Origin of the sequence: Hymenobacter defluvii (assembly GCF_017589435.1) — a bacterium.
In the GTDB taxonomy this organism is placed as follows: domain Bacteria; phylum Bacteroidota; class Bacteroidia; order Cytophagales; family Hymenobacteraceae; genus Hymenobacter; species Hymenobacter profundi.
On record NZ_JAGETX010000003.1, the window covers coordinates 35500 to 56510 of the forward strand.

Here is a 21011-nt window from a genome sequence, read left to right on the forward strand (position 1 = left end):
AAAATTTGGGAGTGTGGCAATCCTTGCTACCTTTACCGTCATACCTACTCTCACGTAATAATGACGCAGCCGATTGCCCCCGCTCCCCCGATTTCTCTGGAACCCAAATCCGTTCCCCAACTCAAGCAGATTGCCGCGCAGGTGCGGCGCGACATCGTGCGCATGGTGCACGCCGTTAGCTCAGGTCACCCCGGCGGCTCGCTGGGCTGCACCGATTTGCTGGTGGCCCTGTACTTCAAAGTGATGAAGCACAACCCCGAATTCTCGATGGACGGCATCGGCGAAGACCTGTTTTTCCTGTCGAACGGCCATATTTCGGCTACCCTCTACTCGGTGCTGGCCCGCTCGGGCTACTTTCCGGTAAGTGAGCTGAACACCTTCCGCAAACTCGATTCGCGCTTGCAGGGCCACCCTACCACCGCTGAGCACCTGCCCGGCATTCGGATTGCCAGCGGCTCGCTGGGCCAGGGCCTGAGTGTGGCTACGGGCGCAGCCCAAGCCAAGAAGCTGAACAACGACGACCGCACTGTGTACGTGCTCATGGGCGACGGCGAGCTGGAAGAAGGCCAAGTGTGGGAAGCTGCTCTCTACGCTCCACACCACAAAGTAGACAACCTCATTGCCATTGTAGACCGCAACGGCCAGCAAATCGACGGCCCTACCGAGAAAATTGGCGGCCTGGGTGACCTACGCGCCAAGTTTGAAGCCTTTGGCTGGCAAGTGCTGGAAGCCGACGGCAACCAGTTTGAAACTTTGCTGCCGGCCCTGGAAGAAGCGAAGTCGCTGCTAGGCAATGGCAAGCCCGTAATGTTCCTAATGGACACCCAAATGGGCTTCGGCGTAGACTATATGATGGGCACGCACAAGTGGCACGGCACCGCACCCAACGACGAGCAGTTAGAGAAAGCCTTGCAGCAGTTGCTAGTAGAAGAAGCTAGCGACTACTAATCACGGATTTTTCGGATTAGCCGGATTCATCGGATTTTATAGCCCATTGTGGTTGCTGCACAGATGATATGGCAGTAGCTCATCATCAACAAAAACGTCTGGCTCCCCCTATCCCCGAGGAGAGGGGGCCGGGGTTGAGGTTTGCCGTATGCTGACACTAGGACGCGTATGTGGGGTTTTGTTGGGTAGTTTCCTACTACTCGCAGCCCCCCTGCGTGCCCAGGACACAAAGCCCCGCACCACGCGCATTCTGTTCCTGCTCGATGCCTCGGGCTCGATGAATGCGCCGTGGGAAGGCGGCCCGCGTATGGAAGTAGCCAAGCGCCTGCTCGCCCGTATGGCCGATTCGCTGGATACCTACCCCAACTTGCAGCTGGCGTTGCGTGTGTACGGCCATCAGCACCTGGCAAAGGAGAACAACTGCGAGGACTCGCGGCTGGAAGTGCCGTTTGCCAGCAAAAATGCCCGCGCCATTCGCGAGAAGCTCAAGACCATCGAAGGCAAGGGCAACACGCCCATTACCTACTCTCTGCAACAGTCAGCCCAGGACTTTCCCACCGACCCCAACTCCCGCAACGTGCTTATTCTCATCACCGACGGCCTCGAATCCTGCAAGGGCGACCCCTGCGCTACGGCGCTGGCGTTGCAGCGCAAGCGGGTGTTTCTGAAGCCGTTTGTGATTGGCATTGGGGCTGAAAAGGAGTTTGGCCGGCAGCTGGAATGCCTGGGCCAATACTACAACGCGGCCGATGTGGGCACCTTTCGCACGGTGCTCAACGATGTGATTGCCCAGACCCTGAGCAAAACCACCGTGGCCGTAAACCTCACCGATGAGCAGAGTAGGCCGGTGGAAAGCAACGTCAATCTCACGTTCATCAACAATGTGACGGAGCAACCGGAGTACAACTACGTGCACTACCGCAACGCCCAAGGCAAGCCCGATGTGCTGGACGTGGACGCCTTGCAGAGCTACGACCTGGTGATAAACACCGTGCCGCCGGTGGTGCAGCGCAACCTACCCATCCGGCCCGGCAAGGCCAACGTGCTGACCTACAAAACGCCCCAGGGCACGCTAGCGCTTCGTAACCCGTCGCTCACGCCCAATCCCTACGGCACTATGCAGGCCGTGGTGCGGGCGCAGGGCAACGCGGCCACGGTAGTGGCCCTACCCTTCGGCGCAAAGCAAAAGCTACTGGCCGGCAACTACGAGGTGGAGCTACTTACCCTACCCCGCTTAGTGCGTCGCATCACGGTGAAGCAGGGCCAAGAAACGGCCGTGACGTATGAGGCGCCCGGTACGCTCAACATCGTGTCGGATCTGAAAGGCTACGGCAGCATCTACCAGGTAAACCAGGACGACTCGCAAACGTGGGTATACACCCTCCCTAACGGTGGCAGCAGCAGGCTCAACCTACCCATGCAGCCGGGCAACTACCGCTTGGTGTTCCGCTCGGCCAACGCGCTGGGTAGCAAGTTTACCGACACGCGCAATTTTTCCATTCGCTCGGGGCAGGTCACCTCGGTTAGCATTTTTGGGAAATGACATACCTAAATCTTTCCTCTTCGTCTGTCATCCTGAGCGCAGCGAAGGACCTTCTCACGTCTGAACGAAATCGTTCTGTAGTAATTCTAACGTGAGAAGGTCCTTCGCTGCGCTCAGGATGACAGACGAAGAGGACCACTGCTTTTACTCTCTACACTTCTCCTACACAATACATGAAAGACTTTCCTTACTCCGAATCAAAAGATACTCGCTCGGGCTTTGGCGCCGGCCTACAAGAACTCGGTAAAACCAACCCCAACGTAGTGGCCCTATGCGCCGACTTGGTAGGCTCGCTGAAAATGGATGCCTTCATCAAGGACAACCCCGAGCGTTTCTTCCAGGTAGGCATTGCGGAGGCTAACATGATGGGCTTGGCTGCTGGTCTCACCATCGGCGGCAAGATTCCTTTCACGGGCACATTTGCCAACTTCTCCACGGGACGCGTGTACGACCAGATCCGCCAGAGCATTGCGTATTCGCAGAAAAACGTAAAAATCTGCGCGTCGCACGCGGGCCTGACGCTGGGCGAAGATGGTGCTACCCATCAGATCTTGGAGGACATCGGCATGATGAAGATGCTGCCGCACATGACCGTTATCAACCCCTGCGACTACAACCAGACCAAAGCCGCCACCATCGCTATTGCCGACCACGAAGGTCCGGTGTACCTGCGCTTTGGTCGCCCCGTGGTGCCGGTATTCACCCCCGCCGACCAGGAGTTTATCATTGGCAAAGCCGTACTGCTGAACGAAGGCACCGACGTGAGCATCTTCGCCACGGGCCACTTGGTATGGAAGGCCATTCTGGCCGGTAAGCTGCTAGCGGAGAAAGGCATCAATGCCGAAATCATCAACATCCACACCATCAAGCCCCTGGATGCGGAAGCCATCCTGAACTCGGTGCGCAAAACGCGCTGCGTCGTAACGGCCGAGGAGCACCAGCTCAACGGCGGCCTCGGCGACAGCGTGGCCCAGCTACTGGCCCGCGAAGAGCCCCTACCCCTGGAGATGGTCGGCGTAAACGACTCCTTCGGCGAAAGCGGCACTCCCGACCAACTGATGGAAAAATACGGCCTCAACGAAGCCGCTATTGTGGCAGCTGTGGAAAAGGTAATGGCCCGCCGGAAGTAGAATTGTTGAGATAATTAAACAGAAAAAGCCTCAGTAGCATGTAGCTGCTGGGGCTTCTTCTTTCATAGTAGTTCTGTGAACCACACGTCCTATGGCTAAAGCTCCGGGCTACGGGGCAGTTTCGTGTAACGTCCTACCCATCAGCCGAGATATTTAGCCTTGGGTCTCATAATTCATAAACCTGATATAAGTAGCTATGAATGCAAATAACCCTTGATTCGAGAATTCATATAGAAAACACTATACTAAAAACGCTCGTTTGTATTTAAAACAATCAAAATAAATTTCAATTATATATATTACAATCACAAGCAGATTAAAGACTGCTAACTATCCTACTTATCTCCAACGGATTATGCTGAACTTTTCTGCTGTGCTTTCCGGGAAGCAGCGCATTGGTTTGCTTTTAACAGCCTGCTACCTGTTGCTCGCCCCTACCGCCTTTGGCCAAAACAAATACCAAGTGGAGGGCGAGGCTATTCTGGATAAGCTCAATGCCAAGTTCTACAACGCCAGCAAGCAGTTGTACGTGGAGCAGATTGATGCCAACGAAAACATACTTGTGGAGCGCGGCGGCGCGAGCTACGTGTGGCCTGCTTCGCATATGCTGCGGGCGCTGCGGTATGGCTCCTTGGTGAATCCGGCGAAGTATACGGCGCGGCTCAAGTCCTACGCCTACGCCCTCGACCAGTATCAGCAACATGGTAAGTACGCCTCCGACATTGTGCCCGGCGCCGATCCGCTGTATGATGACAACGCTATTATAGGGCTGGCGCTGATGGATGCCTATCAGCAGGTGCTGCCCACCGAAAGCGGCCTCTATGACCGCTCCCTGATTGGCCTCAATTACTGCTTGAACGCGCGCGATGCGAACTGGGGTGTTCCGCAAAAAGAAGCAGAGCTGGGGTGGGGTAAGTTCTACTCGCAGGCTACCATTTTGCCGGCACTCCACTGCGCGCTAATCGCCAAAAACAGCTCCGACCCTACCTACCTGACCATAGCCAAACGCTACTACGACCTCATCAATGATGTGAACCGGAAGCTGCGTGATGGTAGCACAAACCTACTTAATCAGTACTCCTTTTACTCCAATGGCAGCTGGAGCCTAGTAGGACACGGCGAAAACGGGGCGGGCTACCGTGCCTATCAAACCACGCCCAACATTCAGTTAGCCCTCAAACTCTACCAACTGACGGGCAACATCCGCTACCTCGACGACGCGAGAGTTATGGCCGATGCCTGCTTGAAGCAATGGTACACGCCGGGCAAGGGGGTAAGCGAAATCTCCTTTTGGGGCGGCAGCGACATCGTAGAAATGCTGGTGGACTTCTACGATGTTGACCACAATCCGAAGTGGCTTGCTGCGGCACAAAACATTGTGGATTACCTTATAGAGTACGGCCGCGACCAGTTGGGCTACTATCCGGGCTCCTACAGCGATGCGGATGGCACCTGGAATCTGGACCGCCGCTACATCACCCCCGCTTCCATCCAAATGATGGGACAGGCCTGCGCGGCGGCGGCCATCTTGCGGGTAGCGCAAGCCACCACTACGCCGCTTGCTACCGCCCGCCGTGAGACCAGCACCGACGAGCTACGGGTCTACCCTAACCCAGCAACGGACTACCTCACGCTACAAGGCACCCACAACCTAGCAGGAGGAAAAATTACGGTTGTTAACTCGCTGGGGCAAACGGTGATGCTCGTTGATTCCTATGCAAAGCGACTGGATGTTTCCGCGCTGGCACCAGGTGTATATACCCTCTGCTGGCTCAAGGGCGAACAGCGCCTGACCACACGATTTGTGAAACAAGTAAAGTAGCGCAACGAGAAGGTGCATGAATACTTGCACAACGAAGTGCAGTACGCGCCCAACTTTTTGTAGTTCTACAAGCTCACTTCCACTCGAATACATAACTCCCAGCTACCAACTCCACCTCTTCGCTCTTCACTGCCCTACCCTCCCGGTACGGCTGCAAGCCCTCTACTACTGGTAGGCGCAACGTAGCCGTAGCATTGGGCGGAACGGTCACGGTGTACTGTACGGCATGGCCGGTACGGGTCCAGGCGGAGCGGATGGTGCCCTGGGGCGCCTCGTGGCTGGCTTCGAAGTGTGCGAGGTTGGGCACGAAATGCGGAGTGAGCAGCACGTTGCGGAAGCCAGGTTGGGCCGGGTCGGGGTGGATGCCGCCGAGGCCTTTATAGAGCCAAGCTCCAATTTCACCGAACATGATGTGATTCAGGGAAATGTCGTGCTTGGCCTGGATGTTCCAATTTTCATAGAGCGTCGTGGCGCCGTTCTTGATCCACCAGCCCCAGGAGGGGTAGGTCTCCTGGGCCGCTATACGGTAAGCCACGTCGGCGTAGCCATTTTCGCTGAGCGCATTTAGGATGGCTTTTTGGCCCAACAAGCCCACGTTCAGGTGGTAGTTGTCGGTGGCAACTTGTTTGGCTAGGTTGGCGGCCACCTGCCCTTTGGCGGCTTCGGGCACCAAGTGCCAATAGAGCGGCATGCTCATCTCGGTTTGAGTGCCTTTGCCGTAGAGGCCCGTTTGCGGGTTGAGGTATTTCGCGTTGAAGGCTTGCTGGATAGCGGCGGCCAACGCCTCGTACCGGGCCGCATCGGCTGTTTTGCCAAACAGCCGCGCCGCCTTCGCCATAATCACCACATCGGCGTAGTAGTAGCAGGTGGAGGTGAACTCCACGGGCGGCTTGTCCGTGACGGGCACCCAGTCGCCCAAGCCCCAGGTGGTGAGGTGGGTAGGGCTGATTTCGGTGATGTGGTCCACATAGCGACGCATGTTCTCGTAGCAGTCGGAGAGCAGCTTGCTGTCGCCATAGAACAGGTAGATGTTCCACGGAATCAGCACCACGCTGCTGGTCCAGTCGGGGCCGTTGCCCCACTCGTAGCCCCAGCCGTTGGTAGGCACTATGGAGGGTAGCACGCCGTTGGGCTGCTGTTCGTCGCGGTAGTCGGCCAGCCATTTTTCGTACACCGTAATGCCATCAAAGCTGTAGAGACCGGTTTCCAGGGCAATGTGCGAGTCGCCGGTCCAGCCGTTTTTCTCGCGCTGAGGGCAGTCGGTGGGGTAGCCAAACAGGTTGGAGAGGTAGGAGGCGTTGGTGGCCTGCCAGAGCTTATCCAGGGTAGGATTGGCGCTGGCAATGTGGCCGACGGCGGGCACGTCGCTGTGCAGGAAGTAGCCCGTCAGGCTTTCCTTGGTGAGCGTCAGCGGGCGGCTGCTCGTCACCTCCACATATTGAAAGCCCTTGTAGTTGAATCGCGGCATAAAGCTTTCCCTACCCTTCCCACTCAAAATGAAAATATCGGTCTGAAAAGGATCCGATTTATCCGTAGGGCGGTAGTGCTCGTCGATGTTTGATATATCGACGTGGCCGTTGGGGTAGAGCCGCTCGCCGTGTTTCAGGTGAATTACAGTACCCGCCGCCCCCTGCGTCGTGAGACGACTTACGCCCGCAATATTTCTACCCAGGTCAAACACGTAGGTAGTGTCGTTGAGGCGACGCACGCTTTGGGCCGGTAGTTCCTCAGTGCTGCGGATGGGCCGCACGGCCTGCGCCACGATATTTCCCGAAGGCGCGGAGCGGTAGATGACCTCTTTCCAGGCTTTATCGTTGAACGCCACCGTATTCCAGCCGGGCTGCTCCTGGCGGGCGTCGTAGTGCTCAGCGGTGTAGATGCTGTTGAAGATGACAGGGCTCAAGGCCGTTTTCCAATCCTTGCCGGTCGTGATGGTTTCTACGCGGCCGTCGGTGTAGGTGATGCGCACGTCCATGCAGAAGGTAGGGCGGGCGCGCCAGGGAGCTTTGTCAAAGTCCCACACGGCCGTAGATTGCAGGTTGTACCACCCGTTGCCGAGCAGCACGCCCAGGGCATTTTGGCCAGTTTGCAGCAGCCGAGTGATGTCGTAGGTGACGTAGAGCGTGCGCCGGTCGAAGCGCGTGTACAGCGGGTCCAGCACATGGTCGCCTACCCGTTTGCCGTTCACCGACAACTCATACAACCCCGCCGCCGCCACATACGCCCGCGCCGATTTAATACTGTTTTTTGCCTCAAACACCTTGCGGAAGTAGGGTGCGGGCCTGGTGTGCTGGTCGTGGGCATCGGCTATCCAGGCGCCTTTCCAGTTGCGTTGGTTCAGCATCCCGGTTTCGAAGCTGGTGATGGGGCTGACAACCGCCTGCTTCTGTTGGTCCTTCACCTCTACGCGCCAATAATACCGCGTAAACGGCTGCAACGTCGCCCCCGCGTACGTCACTAACGTAGCCCCCGATTTCACCAGGCCCGAGTTCCACACTGCGCCCCTACCCTGCGCCAGCGACACCGAATCGGTAGCGACCAACACGCGGTAGGCGGTTTGCCGGGCGCCCGGCCGGGTATCCAGCAAACGCCACGTAAAGCGCGGCTGCGGCGCATCAAGGCCAAGTGGGCGCTCCAGGTACTCGCACTGCAAGCCTGCAATTGTTGCTGGTGAACCCGCATGGCTGGTGGCGCACAGCAACAGAAGTAGGCAAGATGCTAGGGTGGCTTTTAGAAAGACGTGGTGCATATAGGAGATAGGTAGGACGGCGGGGTAATCCGCAAGAACTACACTATCTTCTTCTGCACCAAGCTATTTTCAAAAGCTTTTACATGGGTGCCTGCTGCGTACGGCCTAATCGTGTTCTTATTACTTTTCGTCCAATCCCTCTACCCGAAACTTCGGGGCCTCGTAGTCTTTCGGGAGGTAGTCGGTGGGGATGGTGGTTTGGTGGCCGTCGCGCACGGCGCGGTAGTGGGGCGACATAATCTCCACCCCGGCCGCGTTGAACTGGTCCTGAATGTTCTGGTGAATACGCGAGTAGAGCACGGCCTGCTTACTGGCCTCGCGGGTGTAGGCGTTCAATTGATAGCTCACGTAATAGTCGTCGAGGCTGGTTTGCAGCACAAAGGGCTTGGGCTCGGGCAGGACGCCTTCGACTTGCAGCGCGGCCGTGATGAGCAACTGGTGCACCTGCTGCCACGGCACGTCGTAGCCGATGGTGACGGTGGTGTGCAGCACCAGCCCCAGGGTAGGCGCGGCGCTGGTGTAGTTGGTGGTGTAGCTGCTCATAATAGAGGAATTCGGGATGGTGATTTCCTCGTTTTTGATGGTGCGAATGCGCGTGACGAGCAGGTTTTTCTCGATGATGTCGCCCGTTACGTCCCCAATTTTCACCCGGTCGCCCAGTTTGTAAGCGCGCATGTAGGTGAGCACCAGCCCGGCCACAATGTTCGACAACGACCCCGCCGAACCAAACGTGAATAGGAAGCCCAGAAACACCGAAACACCTTTAAAGATAGGCGAATCGGAACCCGGTAGGTAGGGAAAGATGACAACCAGCAGAAAGGCGAAGATGAGTACCCGTACAATCTGGTAGGTAGGGTTGGCCCAATCGGGGTAGAAGCCCTGAATGGTGAGGTGCCCCTGGCGGATTTCTTCTTTCAGGAAGTACACGCCCTTCAAAATATACCGAAACACCGTGACGACCACCACAATCGTGATGAGGTTGGGCAGGTAGTTCCAGAGCGCCAGCAGCATTTTGCGCAGGGGCGTGATGACGTAGCCCAGCAGCGTATCGGCCACATCCTGGGTGCCGGGGAAGATGCTGAACAGCACGGGCAGCACTAGGTAGATTACCAGGAAGATGACCACCCAGCGCAACACGTTCACCAGCAGCAGAGCCGCATCCAGCTCGCGGCGGGGCGTAAATAACTCGTAGGTGCCCAGCTTAATACCCCGGAACCACGTGGTTTCGTGGTCGATGAGCTTGAGCTGTACCCAGCGGAAGAACTGATTGACGAAGCGCACGGCGAAGTAGAACACCACCAGCACCAGCAGCGCCAACCCAATCTCTTTCAGTATATTATACAAGCTGTGCTCTTGCTTGTAGGCCGCTACCATCTCCACAATACGTGCCCGGTAGCGCACGGCCAGCGAGTCGCGGGAGGTGTCGAGCCAGAGGGCGTCGTTGTCGGAAATGCTCTGTATCACCAGGGCACCATACATCAGGTCGATGGTTTGCTCCGAAGGGTAGAGGCGCAGCGAATCGGGCCGGAAGAACACGTCGGATTCCAGGCGCTGCACTTTTTCGGCAATGAGATTGGCGCGCTCCTGGGGCGAAAACGGCCCCAGCTTGGTGTACACGTAGAACAGTGTATCATCATGCGGCACTACGGGGTAGCCGCGGGCGTGGCGCTTCAGCGAGTCGATGTGCTGGCGGGCGCGCAGGTGGCGCAGCGAGTCGGTCCATTGCAGGGTGCGTAGCTCCTGCACCAGCTCCCGCTCGCGGGTGCGGTCCTGGCCTTGGCCTTTCAGCGAGAGCAGCTCTTGCTGCAATTGCGCGAGGCGGTCGGTGTTTTGGCGCCGCAGCGAGTCGAGCTGCCGTAGCTGGCGCGTGTCGGTGCTGAGGGCCTGGGTACGCACGGAGTCGCGGCGGGTAGGCGCGGGCGCTTGAGCCACAGCCTGCTCTCCTACGCACAACACACTTATTATCAACAGGAAATAGCGCCAAAAGCGAATACTCATCTTTCTAAAACAAACTCATAAAACGTGAGGAATAAGCTGCAATACGGAGGCTTATCGTGCAATATACTTTGGTAGCTCTCAATACCACGCACCAGCAAGTCGGGGTGGCGGCCTTACCTTTGCGGCTCTCCATACCCAGACGGGAGCACTTGCTCCCTTGCCCTATTGCTGTTGCCGACGGCTACTTGTTGCGGCTCGCTCAGCTCGATTTCTATGCCAAAACTGTACTGCTTTTACCTGTTGTTCCTGGCGGCTCTGCTGCTCGTGGCCCCAGCGGCCCGCGCCCAAAATCAACAACAGCGCGATACCACGCTCATTGTTTACAACAGTCAGTTGACGGGTGCTTTCAGCAAAGGTGGCGTCAACCGAGCGCTGTTGTCGACCACTCAGGCCCTCACCTTCACTAGGGGTCAGCACTATGGCCTGCCGCTGAATGGCAGCTTTATCTATGGTAAGCAGGATGGCTTGCTGCGGGAACGCGAACTGCTGCTCAATGCTACCCCCTACTACTACAAGGGCCGCTTCCGGGCCTATGCCATTGGGGGCTTCGAGCGCAGCAACCTGCGCGGCATCACCGACCGCGTGCAGCTGGGCGCCGGGCCGGGCTGGGCCTTCTACTCCGATACGTTGGGGCGGGAAGTGTCGATCAGCAATTTGATTATTCGGGAGAAAACCAATTTTCAGGACAGTACCTCCAAGCTCACGGCCCGCAACTCGGTGCGCCTGAAAGTGGCGTACTCCATTAAAATTCTGACGGTTAGCTCTACCACCTTCTATCAGCCGTCTTTGGCTAATTTCAATAACTACCGCTTCAGCAACGTCTCCACAGCCGCCCTCAAGCTCACCAATCATCTGGCCTTCAACTTCAGCTACAACTACACCCACGAAAGCCAATACAGCGAAGGCAAAGTCCCTGATAACACGAATATTACCGTTGGTTTTTCTTACTCTACAAAGAGGTGAGCATTGAAAAGCATCTGTCATCCTGAGTGCAGCAAAGGACCTTATCGCGCTAGAACGATGCTCGCAACAACGACTCGTTCAGGCATATAAGGTCCTTCGCTGCATTCAGGATGGCAGATGGGAAGAGATGACAGTTCTATTTACTACTGCAACTTCACCACCCGCATACAATCCAGCATAGCTTGATTGACTTCGCCGTTCATGTTCTCATTGGCGGGCTCGAAGGTCAGGGTCAGTTGGGTCTTGCCTTTGGGTAGGCGCACCGGCAGCGGGTTGGTGTAGCCCCAGTTCGACCACTCGCCGGTGCCGCGCTGGGGTAGCACTACCGTGCCCAGTAGCTCGGCGCCGCGCCGCAGCGTGCGAATGGCGCATTTGTTTTGGGTGTTGACAGGGCCATTGCCGTTGGCATACCGAAAATCCACAGCGTACAGCCCAGCTTCGACCACGGTTACGGGAATGGTGAGCGTACGATTCTCCGTCTGGCTGATTTCCACAAAACCCTTGCCCGAGAACCCTTTGTAAGGTAGGGCCGACTTGGCAGCCACCATTTCTAGCTGCACCTGCTGGGACTGGCTACCCACCGGCAGCGGCTCGCTGGCAAACGACTCCAGCCCCGCCGCGCCTACCGCTACCACTTGGTACTCTGCATACTCACCAGCCGACACAGCAAAATGCGGCTCGGTGGTGCGGCCGGCCAACTGCCCGTTTTTCAGGAGTTGGTAGGCCGTGGCGCCCGGCACGGACGGCCACGTCAGTTGGTTGTTAGCGTAGGCAACCACGGGCGTTTCGGGCGAGAAGCGGTTGGCTACCCGCGCCACGGCCGCGGCTACGGGCGCTTGGCTGGTGAGCACGATACGGAGCTGGTGGCGACCGGTGAGGGTAGCCGGCACGGCGGCACCGGCCAGCGGCTGACCATCAAGGGTAATGCGTTGCACCTGGTTGCCGAAACCACTCATCTCCACGTCCAGCAGCGCCTGGCGGTACCGAAAGCCCATGAGCGTGCGCGTACCTTGCAACGCCTGCGGCACGAAGGGCTTAAACACCAGCCGATCAGCCTCAAACTGCATTCCAAACAGCACCTTATATACCAGGCTTAGGCTACCGGAGAGGCTCCAAAGCATGTTGCTGCTGTTGATCTGCGTACCGGCGAAGTCGCCATTTTCGGCCACAAAGTTTTCCTTGTTGGTCAGGAACAGCGCCGCGGGGCGGTAGATGGCGGCAATGCTTTCCATTACGGACGCCTCGTTGCCGGCCTTGGCGGCGGCCAGCGCCCAGTAGCTCTGCACAAAGGGCCACACGGCATTGTTGTGGTAGGGCGGGATGCCCGAAATCTGCGGGTAGATGCACGGAACGCCGAAAGGAACGGTAGGGGTTTTGCTCACCACCTGCTGCGCCTGCTCGCCTTCGGCCACGCCGAACAATACGCTCAACGCCTCGCCTAGCGCCTCGGCTTTGGGGGAAAGCGTGAGGAAATTGCGCCCGTACAGAAACTGGCCGTAGTAGCCTTTGTCGGGCTGCCATAGGTGCTGGTTGAGGCCCTGCTTGATGCGGGCGGCTAGTTGTTGGTGACGGGTAGCGGCGGCGGCATCGCCCAATTGTTGGGCCATGTGGGCGGCTACCACATTAGCTTGGTAGTGCACGGCGTTGGTGCCCAGGTTTTCACTCTGGTAGATGTCCACGGGCTGCATCCAGCGCGGGTAAGTCTGCTCGCGCCAGTCCAGAAACGACGACTCGCCGCGCACCAGCCCGGTGGCCGGGTCGTAGGCATTCTGCACGTCGTCTTCAATGGACTTCGTGATGATGGGGTAGACCTTACGCAGCCAGGCTTCGTCGCGGGTCACCTTATAGATTTCCCAGGCGGCCACGGCCCACACCATGCGGTCGGTGGAGCAGGGGTAGGCGCCGCCCGTGCCCGTGTCCTGAATGATGCGGCCCTCGGGCGTGACTTTGCGCAGGAGGCTGTTCATGGCCACTTTGGGCTGCAACGTGGCCTGTGCTAGTATAATGGAATAGCTGATGTCGCGGGTCCAAACGCCGGCCCACTCCTTGCCGGTGCGGAAGGTGCTGTCGGGCTCTACGGCGCGACGGGCTTCCTCCAGGGCCAGGTTATAGAGCGCGTCGCTAAGTGGGTAGTCGGAGTGGTACTGCGGAAAGTCGTCGGTGTTGATGGTTTGCTGCCAGCGGCCGGCCGTGGTTTTGGCGTTGGCGGGCGCGTTCAGCGTGAGCGTTACTTCGTAAATGCCGTCGCCGTCGGGGTCCTTCAACTCCAGCTCCGGCTTGTTCACCAGATTATCAAAATCCCAACTCAGCGGCGCCACGCTACCCGCCACAAACACGTGCTTGAAGTCGGCTTGGTAGAGCTTATCGCCTTTGGCGGTGGTGTAGTAGCCCTGCTGCTTGAACGCCGCCAGCACCGGCCGCATATCCAACCGAATCTTCAGCACAGTGTTGGGTGCCAGGTAGGTGTTAGCCGGCACCGGGGTAGGGTCTGCAAAGTGCTGGCCGAAGGGAATGACCGGCGTTTCCAGTGTTCCGTTTTGCCCCACTTTCGGCACCGCTATTATTACGTGGTTCTGCCCAACCGGCAGCTCGTTGTCTTTGCCGTTGATGCTAAACTTGAACTCAATGCGCGGATCAACGAACGCGTTAGCCGGGCTTTGGTAGTTGGATATCAGCTCGGTGCGCGACAATGCCCTAGCTACGTATGCGCCTTGCACCACGCTGTCGCGGTAGAGCGAGTAGGCCTCCGACTGCCATACAGCCGGTGCAGCAGTTGCTTCGGCAGTAGCCGTGGTGGTAGGCGCAACGGGTTTCTGCATATGGCAAGCCGATAAGAAGGAACACGCCAGCAGTATGCCTGCCGGCTTGAGCGTATGTTTCATAAAAGTGGAAACCCTGATTGCAATATGCTAACGAAGGTACGCACGGTGCCACGATACCCCTACCCCAGCGGCGCGGGTGGCCCCGAGGCCAGCAGCCCTGCCGGCACGCTCAGCTCGCCAGTGTGCGGGTCGATCAGGCCATTGCGCTCATCCTCGATATTGGTTGCCTGGGTGTACACGTCGCCGGCAATAGGGCGGGCGCGCAGCTCGTCCTTGAACAGCCGAATGCGCTCGGCGCGCTCGGCATCGTCCTGGGGGCCGCCGTAGTCGGGAAAGCCGAAGCCGCCCCATTCGCTTACCAGCAACGGCACCTGGCGGCGGTAGAAAAATGGGTCGCCTACCACTAGGGGGAAAGCGGCCGTGCCTTCCAGTTCGCCGCGCACCAATCGGTCGAGCAGCTCGCGCCAGCGGTTGGCGTCGGGCGTGTAGAGATGGGCCGTCAGCAGGTCCGACTTCAGCCTACCTAGGTAGGAAATATGGTGCCAGCCGTCGTTGTCTACCACCAAAAACTGCGGGTGCGCCAGTTGCATGTAGTGGTACGTATCCACGATGTACTGCCGGGTTTTATTGTTGGTTGCAATGTCCTGCGCGCCCCAATCCTCGTTGTATAAGCTCCAGATGATGATGGACGGGTGCGTTTCCATGAGCGCCACCATGCGTAGCAGCTCGGCGCGGTGGTTGTGCCGACTGCGCGTGGTGGAGCTGTGCGGACTAGGCACTTCCACCCACAGCAGCAGCCCCAGTTCGTCGGCCAGGTTGTAAATGCGCGGGTCGACGCCGGCAATGTGCACGCGCACCAGGTTGCAGCCCAGCTCCTTCATGGCGTAGAAATGGCGCTGCATCTCGGCGTAAGTGGCCGTGCCGGGCTGGTAGAGAATGCCGTCTAGGTAGATGCGCTCATTGTTCAGATACACATAGCAGCCCCGCGCCTCAATCTTGCGCAGGCCGAAATAGGCCTCTATCTGGGCCGCGTAGCCATTGGCATCAATGAGCTGGGCTACCAGCCGATAGAGATGGGGCGTGGCCGGCGACCATAGCTCGGCGCCGGGTAGCTCCATCACCACGCGCTGCTCGCGCTGGCCCGCTTCCAAGAGCATCGGAAAATCGGAGGTGGCCAGTGGTTCCGTCGCGTCCGAATCTTTCCCGAACACCTGCAAGCGAATCACATACTGTCCTGGGTCGTGGATGCGCAGTGCCAGGTTGAAGCGCACCAGTTGGTCTTCTACTACGCTCACAACCCCCACGCGGGAGCGGAGGCGGTTGCGCTCCACCATTTCCAGCCACACCGAGCGCACGGCACCCGTGTAGGTCTGGTACCAGATACCGCCCCGCTTGTATACGTGCGACTCCTGTTTGCCGCGAGGCGTTTCGGCGTCCATGGTGTCGGCGATGCGCACGGTGAGGCGGTTGCGGAGGTGTAGGATTTCCTCGGGCAGCTCGTAAGAGAAAGACGTGTACTCGCCGTAGTGAATTTCTTCGCCCTCAATAGTTTGCAACGGGTGGCCGTTCAGCCATACGCGGGTTTCGTAGCCGCAGGCGCCAAAGGTGAGCTGCAACATAGAACGGGCCTCCACTTCATCGCGCTCGGGCAGCGCAAATTCGCGTTCGTACCACACCACTACTTTGTCTTTCCAGGCAATGGGGCTGGGCTCTCCTTTGGCGGCGGCCATGTGCATTTCCACCGAGCCCGGCCACTGCGCCGTGTGCTGGTAGTCGTGACCCAGGTGCCAACCACCGTGCAGACCATCATCGTTGGTATCCACGGCAAACCCCCACTCGCCGTCGAGCAGCTGGTGGTTGTTGAGGCGCAGCACGGCGCGGGGCAAGGGGTTACCGGGGTCGTCGTCGGGGTTGACAATGGGGGCTTTTTCGCCAGCAACGGCTGTATACTCTTCTTCTTCTTTGCTAGCCGATAGGCCATAGTTTGAATGCGTGAGGTCCATGCAGGGGCGGGTTGATGACGGAAATGGGAGACGTATGGATGAAACGCCAGCCGACCTCCGGTAGTACGACAGGCGCTGGCTTTTGGCTGCCCACAACGCCATTACGAACGTCCTTCCCTATTTCCACTAGGATTTCAGCCCTGAGGCACATAGCTCTCCCGAATTTGTTTTTCATAGGTCAATTAAACCCTACCCCACTCCCTGCGTCTAACCAGAACACATTCTATTTCGCCCTAACCCCGCTTCTGATTGGAAGACCAGGAGATACTCGCCAAGTTTGCTGATTCGGCCTCCCGAAATCTGGCCTTCAACCAGTTGGTGCGCAAGTACCAGCAGCGGGTGTATTGGCACGTGCGCAAAATGGTGGTAGACCATCAGGACGCCGACGACCTCACGCAGGACACCTTTGTGAAAGTGTGGAAGAACCTGGATAACTTCCGCCAAGACGCCAGCCTCTTCACCTGGATTTACCGCATCGCCACCAACGAGTGCCTGAATTTCTTGTCGAGCAAGCGGCGCAAGTTTTTCCTACCTCTTAATGATGTGGGGGCCGAGTTGCTAGCCAAAGTGGAAGCCGACCCCGGCTTGCTCTCCGGCGACGAGGTAGAACAAAAGCTGCAAAAAGCCATTCTGCGCCTGCCCGACAAACAGCGCCTGGTATTCAACCTGAAATACTACGAGGACATGACCTACGAGCAGATGGCCGACGTCACGGGCACGTCGGTGGGAGCGTTGAAGGCCTCCTACCACCACGCTGTGAAGAAAATTGAGCAGTATGTTACCACTCAGTCTATCAACGATTAAACCCTGCGGCTTGCGCCGCTTCTAATGCATATGAACACGCCTTTTCGTCTGGATGACCACCCGCGCCGGCCGTATCCGCTGGCGCCGCCCCCGGCCGGGTACTTCGAGCAGCTGCCGCGCCGCGTGATGGACCGCGTGCAGCCTACCGAAGCACCAGCCCTCGGCTGGCTAAGTCGCCTGCCCCTACCCCTGCGCACCGCGCTGGCCTCTACGCTGCTGCTGGGTGGTTTTGCGGCGTCGCTAGTGCTCAGCGTTACGCCTACCTCGGCGTCGGCTACCCTGGCCGCCGTGCCCCAGGAGGAGCTGGTGCAGTACCTGCTGGCTAACGACTCCCGCGTGACCCTGGCCGATTTGGCTGATTTGTCGGCCACCGCGCCTACCACCGCCAGCTATTTGCATGCTTCGCCCGAGGAGCTGCAAAGTGCCCTCGATGCCCAGCCCACCGATGATTCGTACTTATAAAGCCTGATTTCTCCGCCATGCACCCGTTGTCTGCCTTTTTTCACCGTACCATTCGCCCATTGCTGCTCCTACTACCCTTGCTGGCCTTGAGCCTGCACGGCGTAGCGCAAACTGCCCCCAGCGGCCGTCTCAACCAGCTTGAAAATGCCCGCATTGCCTACCTTACCGAGAAGGTGTCCCTCACGCAGGAGCAGGCGCAGCAGTTCTGGCCCATCTACAACGAGTACGCCACCAAGCGCCGCGACTTGAACCAACGCTCGCGCCAGCTCCGCACCACCCGCCCCGAAACCCTCAGCGACCAGCAGCTCAAAGACAATCTCAATCAGGTATTGGCCCTGCGCCAGCAGGAAGTAGACCTCGACAAAGACTATCTCCGTCAGTTCCAGAAAGTCCTGAGCATCCGGCAAGTAAGCCAGCTCTACACCGCCGAGCGCCAGTTCACCCGCGAAGTATTACAGCGCGTAACCCGCAGCCGGAGAAGGTGAAAAAGGTGAATTTGTGAAGTTGTGAATGTTAAAGCGTCTGTCATCCTGAGCGCAGCGAAGGACCTTATGCCAGTTGAACGAGGTCGTTAATACGATTATCGTTCTCACGTGATAAGGTCCTTCGCTGCACTCAGGATGACAGACGCTTTAACATTCACAACTTCACCATTCGGTATCTTTGCGGGATGCTTACCCCTCGCCAGCTTTTCTTGCGCCACCAAGCGCAAACCTCCGATTTTCCGCTGCTGTTGGAAATTGAACGGGCCGAAGGCGTGTATATGTACGCCCCCGATGGCCGCCGCTACCTTGATCTGATTGCGGGTATTGGCGTCAGCAACGTGGGGCACCGCCACCCGCGCGTAGTGCAGGCCATTAAGGACCAAGCTGATAAGTTCTTGCACTTGATGGTGTACGGTGAGCTGGTGTCGGCGCCGCCGGCACTGCTGGCCGAGGCCCTGCACCAGACTCTACCCCAACAGCTCGATACCGTTTATTTCACCAACTCAGGCGCCGAGGCCGTGGAAGGCGCCCTCAAATTAGCCAAGCGCCACACCGGCCGCACCGAACTGGTGAGCTGCCACCGCGCCTACCACGGCTCTACGCAAGGGGCTTTGTCGGTCACGGGGTCTGAGGAATTCAAGCGCAGCTACCGCCCCCTCCTACCTGACGTGCGCCACATCGAGCCCAACCACCTACCCGATCTAGCCCTAATTACGGAGCGTACGGCGGCGGTTATCATCGAAACGGTGGCGGGCGAAGCGGGTGTGCGCGTGCCGGCCCCAGAGTACCTACCCGCCCTGCGCCAGCGCTGCACGGAGGTAGGCGCTCTGCTGATTCTGGATGAAATCCAATGCGGCTTTGGGCGCACCGGCACCTTCTGGGCCTTCGAGCAGTTCGGCATCGAGCCTGATATTCTGCTCTGCGCCAAGGGCATGGGCGGCGGTATGCCTATCGGCGCCTTCATTTCCACGCAGGAGATTATGGCGGGCTTCAAGACCAACCCAATTCTGGGTCATTGCACCACGTTTGGCGGGCACCCGGTATCGTGCGCAGCCTCGCTGGCTACCCTGCGCGCTATTCAGGAAGAAAATCTACTGGCGGGCGTGGCCGAGAAAGCGGCGCGCTTTCGGGCGCAGCTCCAGCACCCGGCCATCCGGGAGGTGCGCAACTGCGGCCTGCTAATGGCGGTGGAGTTCGAGTCGTTCGACGTGCTCAAGCCCATCATCGACCGCGCCCTGTTTCACGAAGGCATCCTCACTGACTGGTTCCTATTCTGCGACAACTCTCTGCGCATCGCCCCGCCCCTCATCATCACCAACAACCAGATTGACGAGGCCTGCGCCGCGCTACTGCGGGCGGTGGAGTTTGTGGTAGGGTAATAAAAATGTCATCCTGAACGCGGTGAAGGACCTTCTCACGCGAGAACGACTATCGTAACAACGACTCGTTCCCACGTGAGAAGGTCCTTCACTGCGTTCAGGATGACAGAGAATTACTTCCGCTTCCCAGATGCAATCAGTTTGCCTGGCTGTTCTGGCTCAGAAAGCTTTGGGTGTCTTCTTTGATTTGCTCGCGGGGTAGGCCGTCGCGCACGCCCATGGAGATTTTGCGCACCAATACGCCCACAATGGCTTGCCGGAAGCCCAACTTTCCGGCCATGCCTACGCAGAAGTCCATTTCGTTTTCGTCCACTATCCCGTCGGCCAGCATCATGTCCACGAGGTCAAAAATCTGGTCGAAACGCTCGGAGTCGTTGTCAGGAATGATGAGTGCGCCGGTATTGGAATTTGCCACGATATCGCGCACTTCCCCGGCCCGCATGCCGTTTTTACGGCCCACCGACACGATAAAATTCATTTCCCGTTCGTCGATGTGTCCGTCTGCTTTAGCCAGTGCGGCTAGGTTCAGCAGATGGCTTTTCACTTTCTTGGTCTGCTCGTTTTCAAAAAAACCAAACATACTGGGCGGGGTTTAGAAATGACAAAAGGGCGGGCACGGCAACAAGCGTACATGACGCTGTAAGGCCAGCTTACAATGTCAGTAAGTTGTGAAAGTTAAAAGAAAGCTAAGATTCTTCCAATAGCTCCGCTTACGCAATTCAGAAAAAAAAGCTGGCTTACACACCCTGATTTTGTCTTTCCTTGCCCAGACGCTGTACTTTCCGTGCAGATTCACCAACTTTGCTGCCTCACTGCCACCCCTACGGGTAGCACAGAAGGAACATAATGATGAAACGTATTGCAGTTTTCACCAGCGGCGGTGACGCGCCCGGTATGAACGCCTGCATTCGGGCCGTGGTGCGCACGGCCGTTTACCACGGCATCGAAGTCTATGGAATCATGCGCGGCTACTCGGGCATGATCAAAGGCGAGTTCGTGAAGCTCGACTCGGCTTCCGTCTCCAACACAGTGCAGCGAGGCGGCACCATCCTCAAATCGGCTCGCAGCCAGAAATTCATGACCAAAGAAGGCCGTCAGCAGGCCTACGATCAACTCATGAACAACGGTATTGAAGGCCTGATTGCCATTGGTGGCAACGGTACCTTCACGGGCGCTACCCTCTTCGAGCAAGAGTTTGGCATTCCCACGGTAGGCGCGCCCGGTACGATTGATAACGACCTGTTCGGCACGGATTACACCATCGGCTACGATACGGCCGTGAACACGGCCCTAGAGGCCATCGACAAAATCCGCGACACGGCCGACTCGCACGACCGGTGCTTCTTTATTGAGGTGATGGGTCGCGACTCGGGCTACATTGCCATTCCGTGCGCCATTGGCGGCGGCGCCGAAATCGTGATGGTCCCGGAAACGCAAATGTCTACGGAAGCCGTGATTGACACGCTGCGCGAGGGGTGGAAGCGTTCCAAAACGTCCTTCATCGTGATTGTGGCCGAGGGAGAGGTAGAGGGCAACGTGCACGAGGTAGCCAAGCGCGTGAAGGCGGCTATTCCGCAGCTCGATACTCGCGTCACCATCGTGGGGCACATTCAGCGCGGGGGCTCGCCCACCGCCGCCGACCGTTTGCTCAGCTCTCAGATCGGTATTGCAGCCGTAGAGGGCTTAGTCAACGGCATGCGCAACGTGATGGCCGGCATTGTGGATAAGAAGCTAGTTTACACTCCCTTCGCTGACACCATTAGCAAGAAGAAGCTTATCAACCAGAGCTTTATGCGGATGGTAGAGATTTTGAACTCGTAGCTTACGGTTCACTCATACGGCTTCTCACTGCAAACAGCGCCTCCACATGGGGCGCTGTTTTTTGCTATCTGAAGGATTATAT

Annotated in this window: 15 protein-coding genes; 10 read left to right on the forward strand and 5 right to left on the reverse strand. The window is 58.0% G+C overall.

All coding sequences use genetic code 11. The features are described 5' to 3' along the window. Positions 1-60: 60 nt before the first annotated feature. From J4D97_RS07145 to J4D97_RS07160, 4 genes are all read left to right on the forward strand, one after another. Entirely contained in the window at positions 61-948 is an 888-nt protein-coding gene (locus tag J4D97_RS07145; RefSeq protein WP_185284108.1) for a transketolase, read from the forward strand. Positions 949-1096: 148 nt separating this feature from the next. Then, entirely contained in the window at positions 1097-2491 is a 1395-nt protein-coding gene (locus J4D97_RS07150) for a vWA domain-containing protein (protein WP_208306978.1), read from the forward strand. Positions 2492-2664: 173 nt separating this feature from the next. Continuing rightward, a complete protein-coding gene (locus tag J4D97_RS07155) occupies positions 2665-3621 on the forward strand; it encodes a transketolase family protein (protein ID WP_208306979.1) in 957 nt (318 codons plus the stop codon). A gap of 355 nt (positions 3622-3976) precedes the next feature. Further along, positions 3977-5443: a T9SS type A sorting domain-containing protein gene (locus tag J4D97_RS07160; protein WP_208306980.1), complete on the forward strand. Its 1467-nt coding sequence runs from the start codon at positions 3977-3979 to the stop codon at positions 5441-5443. A gap of 73 nt (positions 5444-5516) precedes the next feature. Here the strand turns inward: J4D97_RS07160 and J4D97_RS07165 are convergent, their stop codons facing one another. After that, entirely contained in the window at positions 5517-8192 is a 2676-nt protein-coding gene (locus tag J4D97_RS07165) for an alpha-L-rhamnosidase (protein ID WP_208306981.1), read from the reverse strand. Positions 8193-8312: 120 nt separating this feature from the next. Then, complete coding sequence (locus J4D97_RS07170) at positions 8313-10190, reverse strand: mechanosensitive ion channel domain-containing protein (RefSeq protein ID WP_208306982.1); 1878 nt, start codon at positions 10188-10190, stop codon at positions 8313-8315. 213 nt (positions 10191-10403) lie between these two features. Here J4D97_RS07170 and J4D97_RS07175 point away from each other — a divergent pair, with 213 nt between their 5' ends. Continuing rightward, positions 10404-11153 carry a DUF481 domain-containing protein gene (locus J4D97_RS07175; RefSeq protein WP_208306983.1) on the forward strand — a complete coding sequence of 250 codons (750 nt, stop codon included), beginning with the start codon at positions 10404-10406 and terminating at the stop codon, positions 11151-11153. A 143-nt stretch (positions 11154-11296) separates the two neighbouring features. On the opposite strand, the gene J4D97_RS07180 is transcribed toward J4D97_RS07175, so the two are convergent. Both J4D97_RS07180 and J4D97_RS07185 read right to left on the reverse strand, forming a co-directional pair. Further along, positions 11297-13972 (reverse strand): MGH1-like glycoside hydrolase domain-containing protein, encoded by a 2676-nt coding sequence (locus tag J4D97_RS07180; protein WP_243900198.1) that lies wholly within the window; start codon positions 13970-13972, stop codon positions 11297-11299. 122 nt (positions 13973-14094) lie between these two features. Continuing rightward, positions 14095-15978, reverse strand: coding sequence for a sugar-binding domain-containing protein (locus J4D97_RS07185; protein ID WP_208306985.1), 1884 nt, complete (start codon positions 15976-15978; stop codon positions 14095-14097). Between the two features lie 249 nt (positions 15979-16227). Between J4D97_RS07185 and J4D97_RS07190 the strand changes: the two genes are divergently transcribed. The 4 genes from J4D97_RS07190 (at position 16228) to J4D97_RS07205 (ending at position 19108) form a co-directional block, all read left to right on the forward strand. Beyond that, the gene (locus J4D97_RS07190; RefSeq protein ID WP_208306986.1) at positions 16228-16782 is read left to right on the forward strand and encodes an RNA polymerase sigma factor; all 555 of its coding nucleotides are present in this window, start codon (positions 16228-16230) and stop codon (positions 16780-16782) included. Between the two features lie 30 nt (positions 16783-16812). Next, entirely contained in the window at positions 16813-17244 is a 432-nt protein-coding gene (locus tag J4D97_RS07195; RefSeq protein ID WP_208306987.1) for a hypothetical protein, read from the forward strand. Between the two features lie 26 nt (positions 17245-17270). Continuing rightward, positions 17271-17729: a Spy/CpxP family protein refolding chaperone gene (locus J4D97_RS07200; RefSeq protein ID WP_208306988.1), complete on the forward strand. Its 459-nt coding sequence runs from the start codon at positions 17271-17273 to the stop codon at positions 17727-17729. Between the two features lie 185 nt (positions 17730-17914). Next, positions 17915-19108, forward strand: a complete 1194-nt coding sequence (locus J4D97_RS07205; RefSeq protein ID WP_208306989.1) for an aspartate aminotransferase family protein — start codon at positions 17915-17917, stop codon at positions 19106-19108. Between the two features lie 136 nt (positions 19109-19244). Here the strand turns inward: J4D97_RS07205 and J4D97_RS07210 are convergent, their stop codons facing one another. Beyond that, positions 19245-19688 (reverse strand): TerB family tellurite resistance protein, encoded by a 444-nt coding sequence (locus tag J4D97_RS07210; RefSeq protein ID WP_208306990.1) that lies wholly within the window; start codon positions 19686-19688, stop codon positions 19245-19247. 269 nt (positions 19689-19957) lie between these two features. Here J4D97_RS07210 and pfkA point away from each other — a divergent pair, with 269 nt between their 5' ends. After that, positions 19958-20929, forward strand: coding sequence for a 6-phosphofructokinase (gene pfkA / locus J4D97_RS07215; protein ID WP_185284282.1), 972 nt, complete (start codon positions 19958-19960; stop codon positions 20927-20929). The last annotated feature ends 82 nt before the right edge of the window (positions 20930-21011 follow it).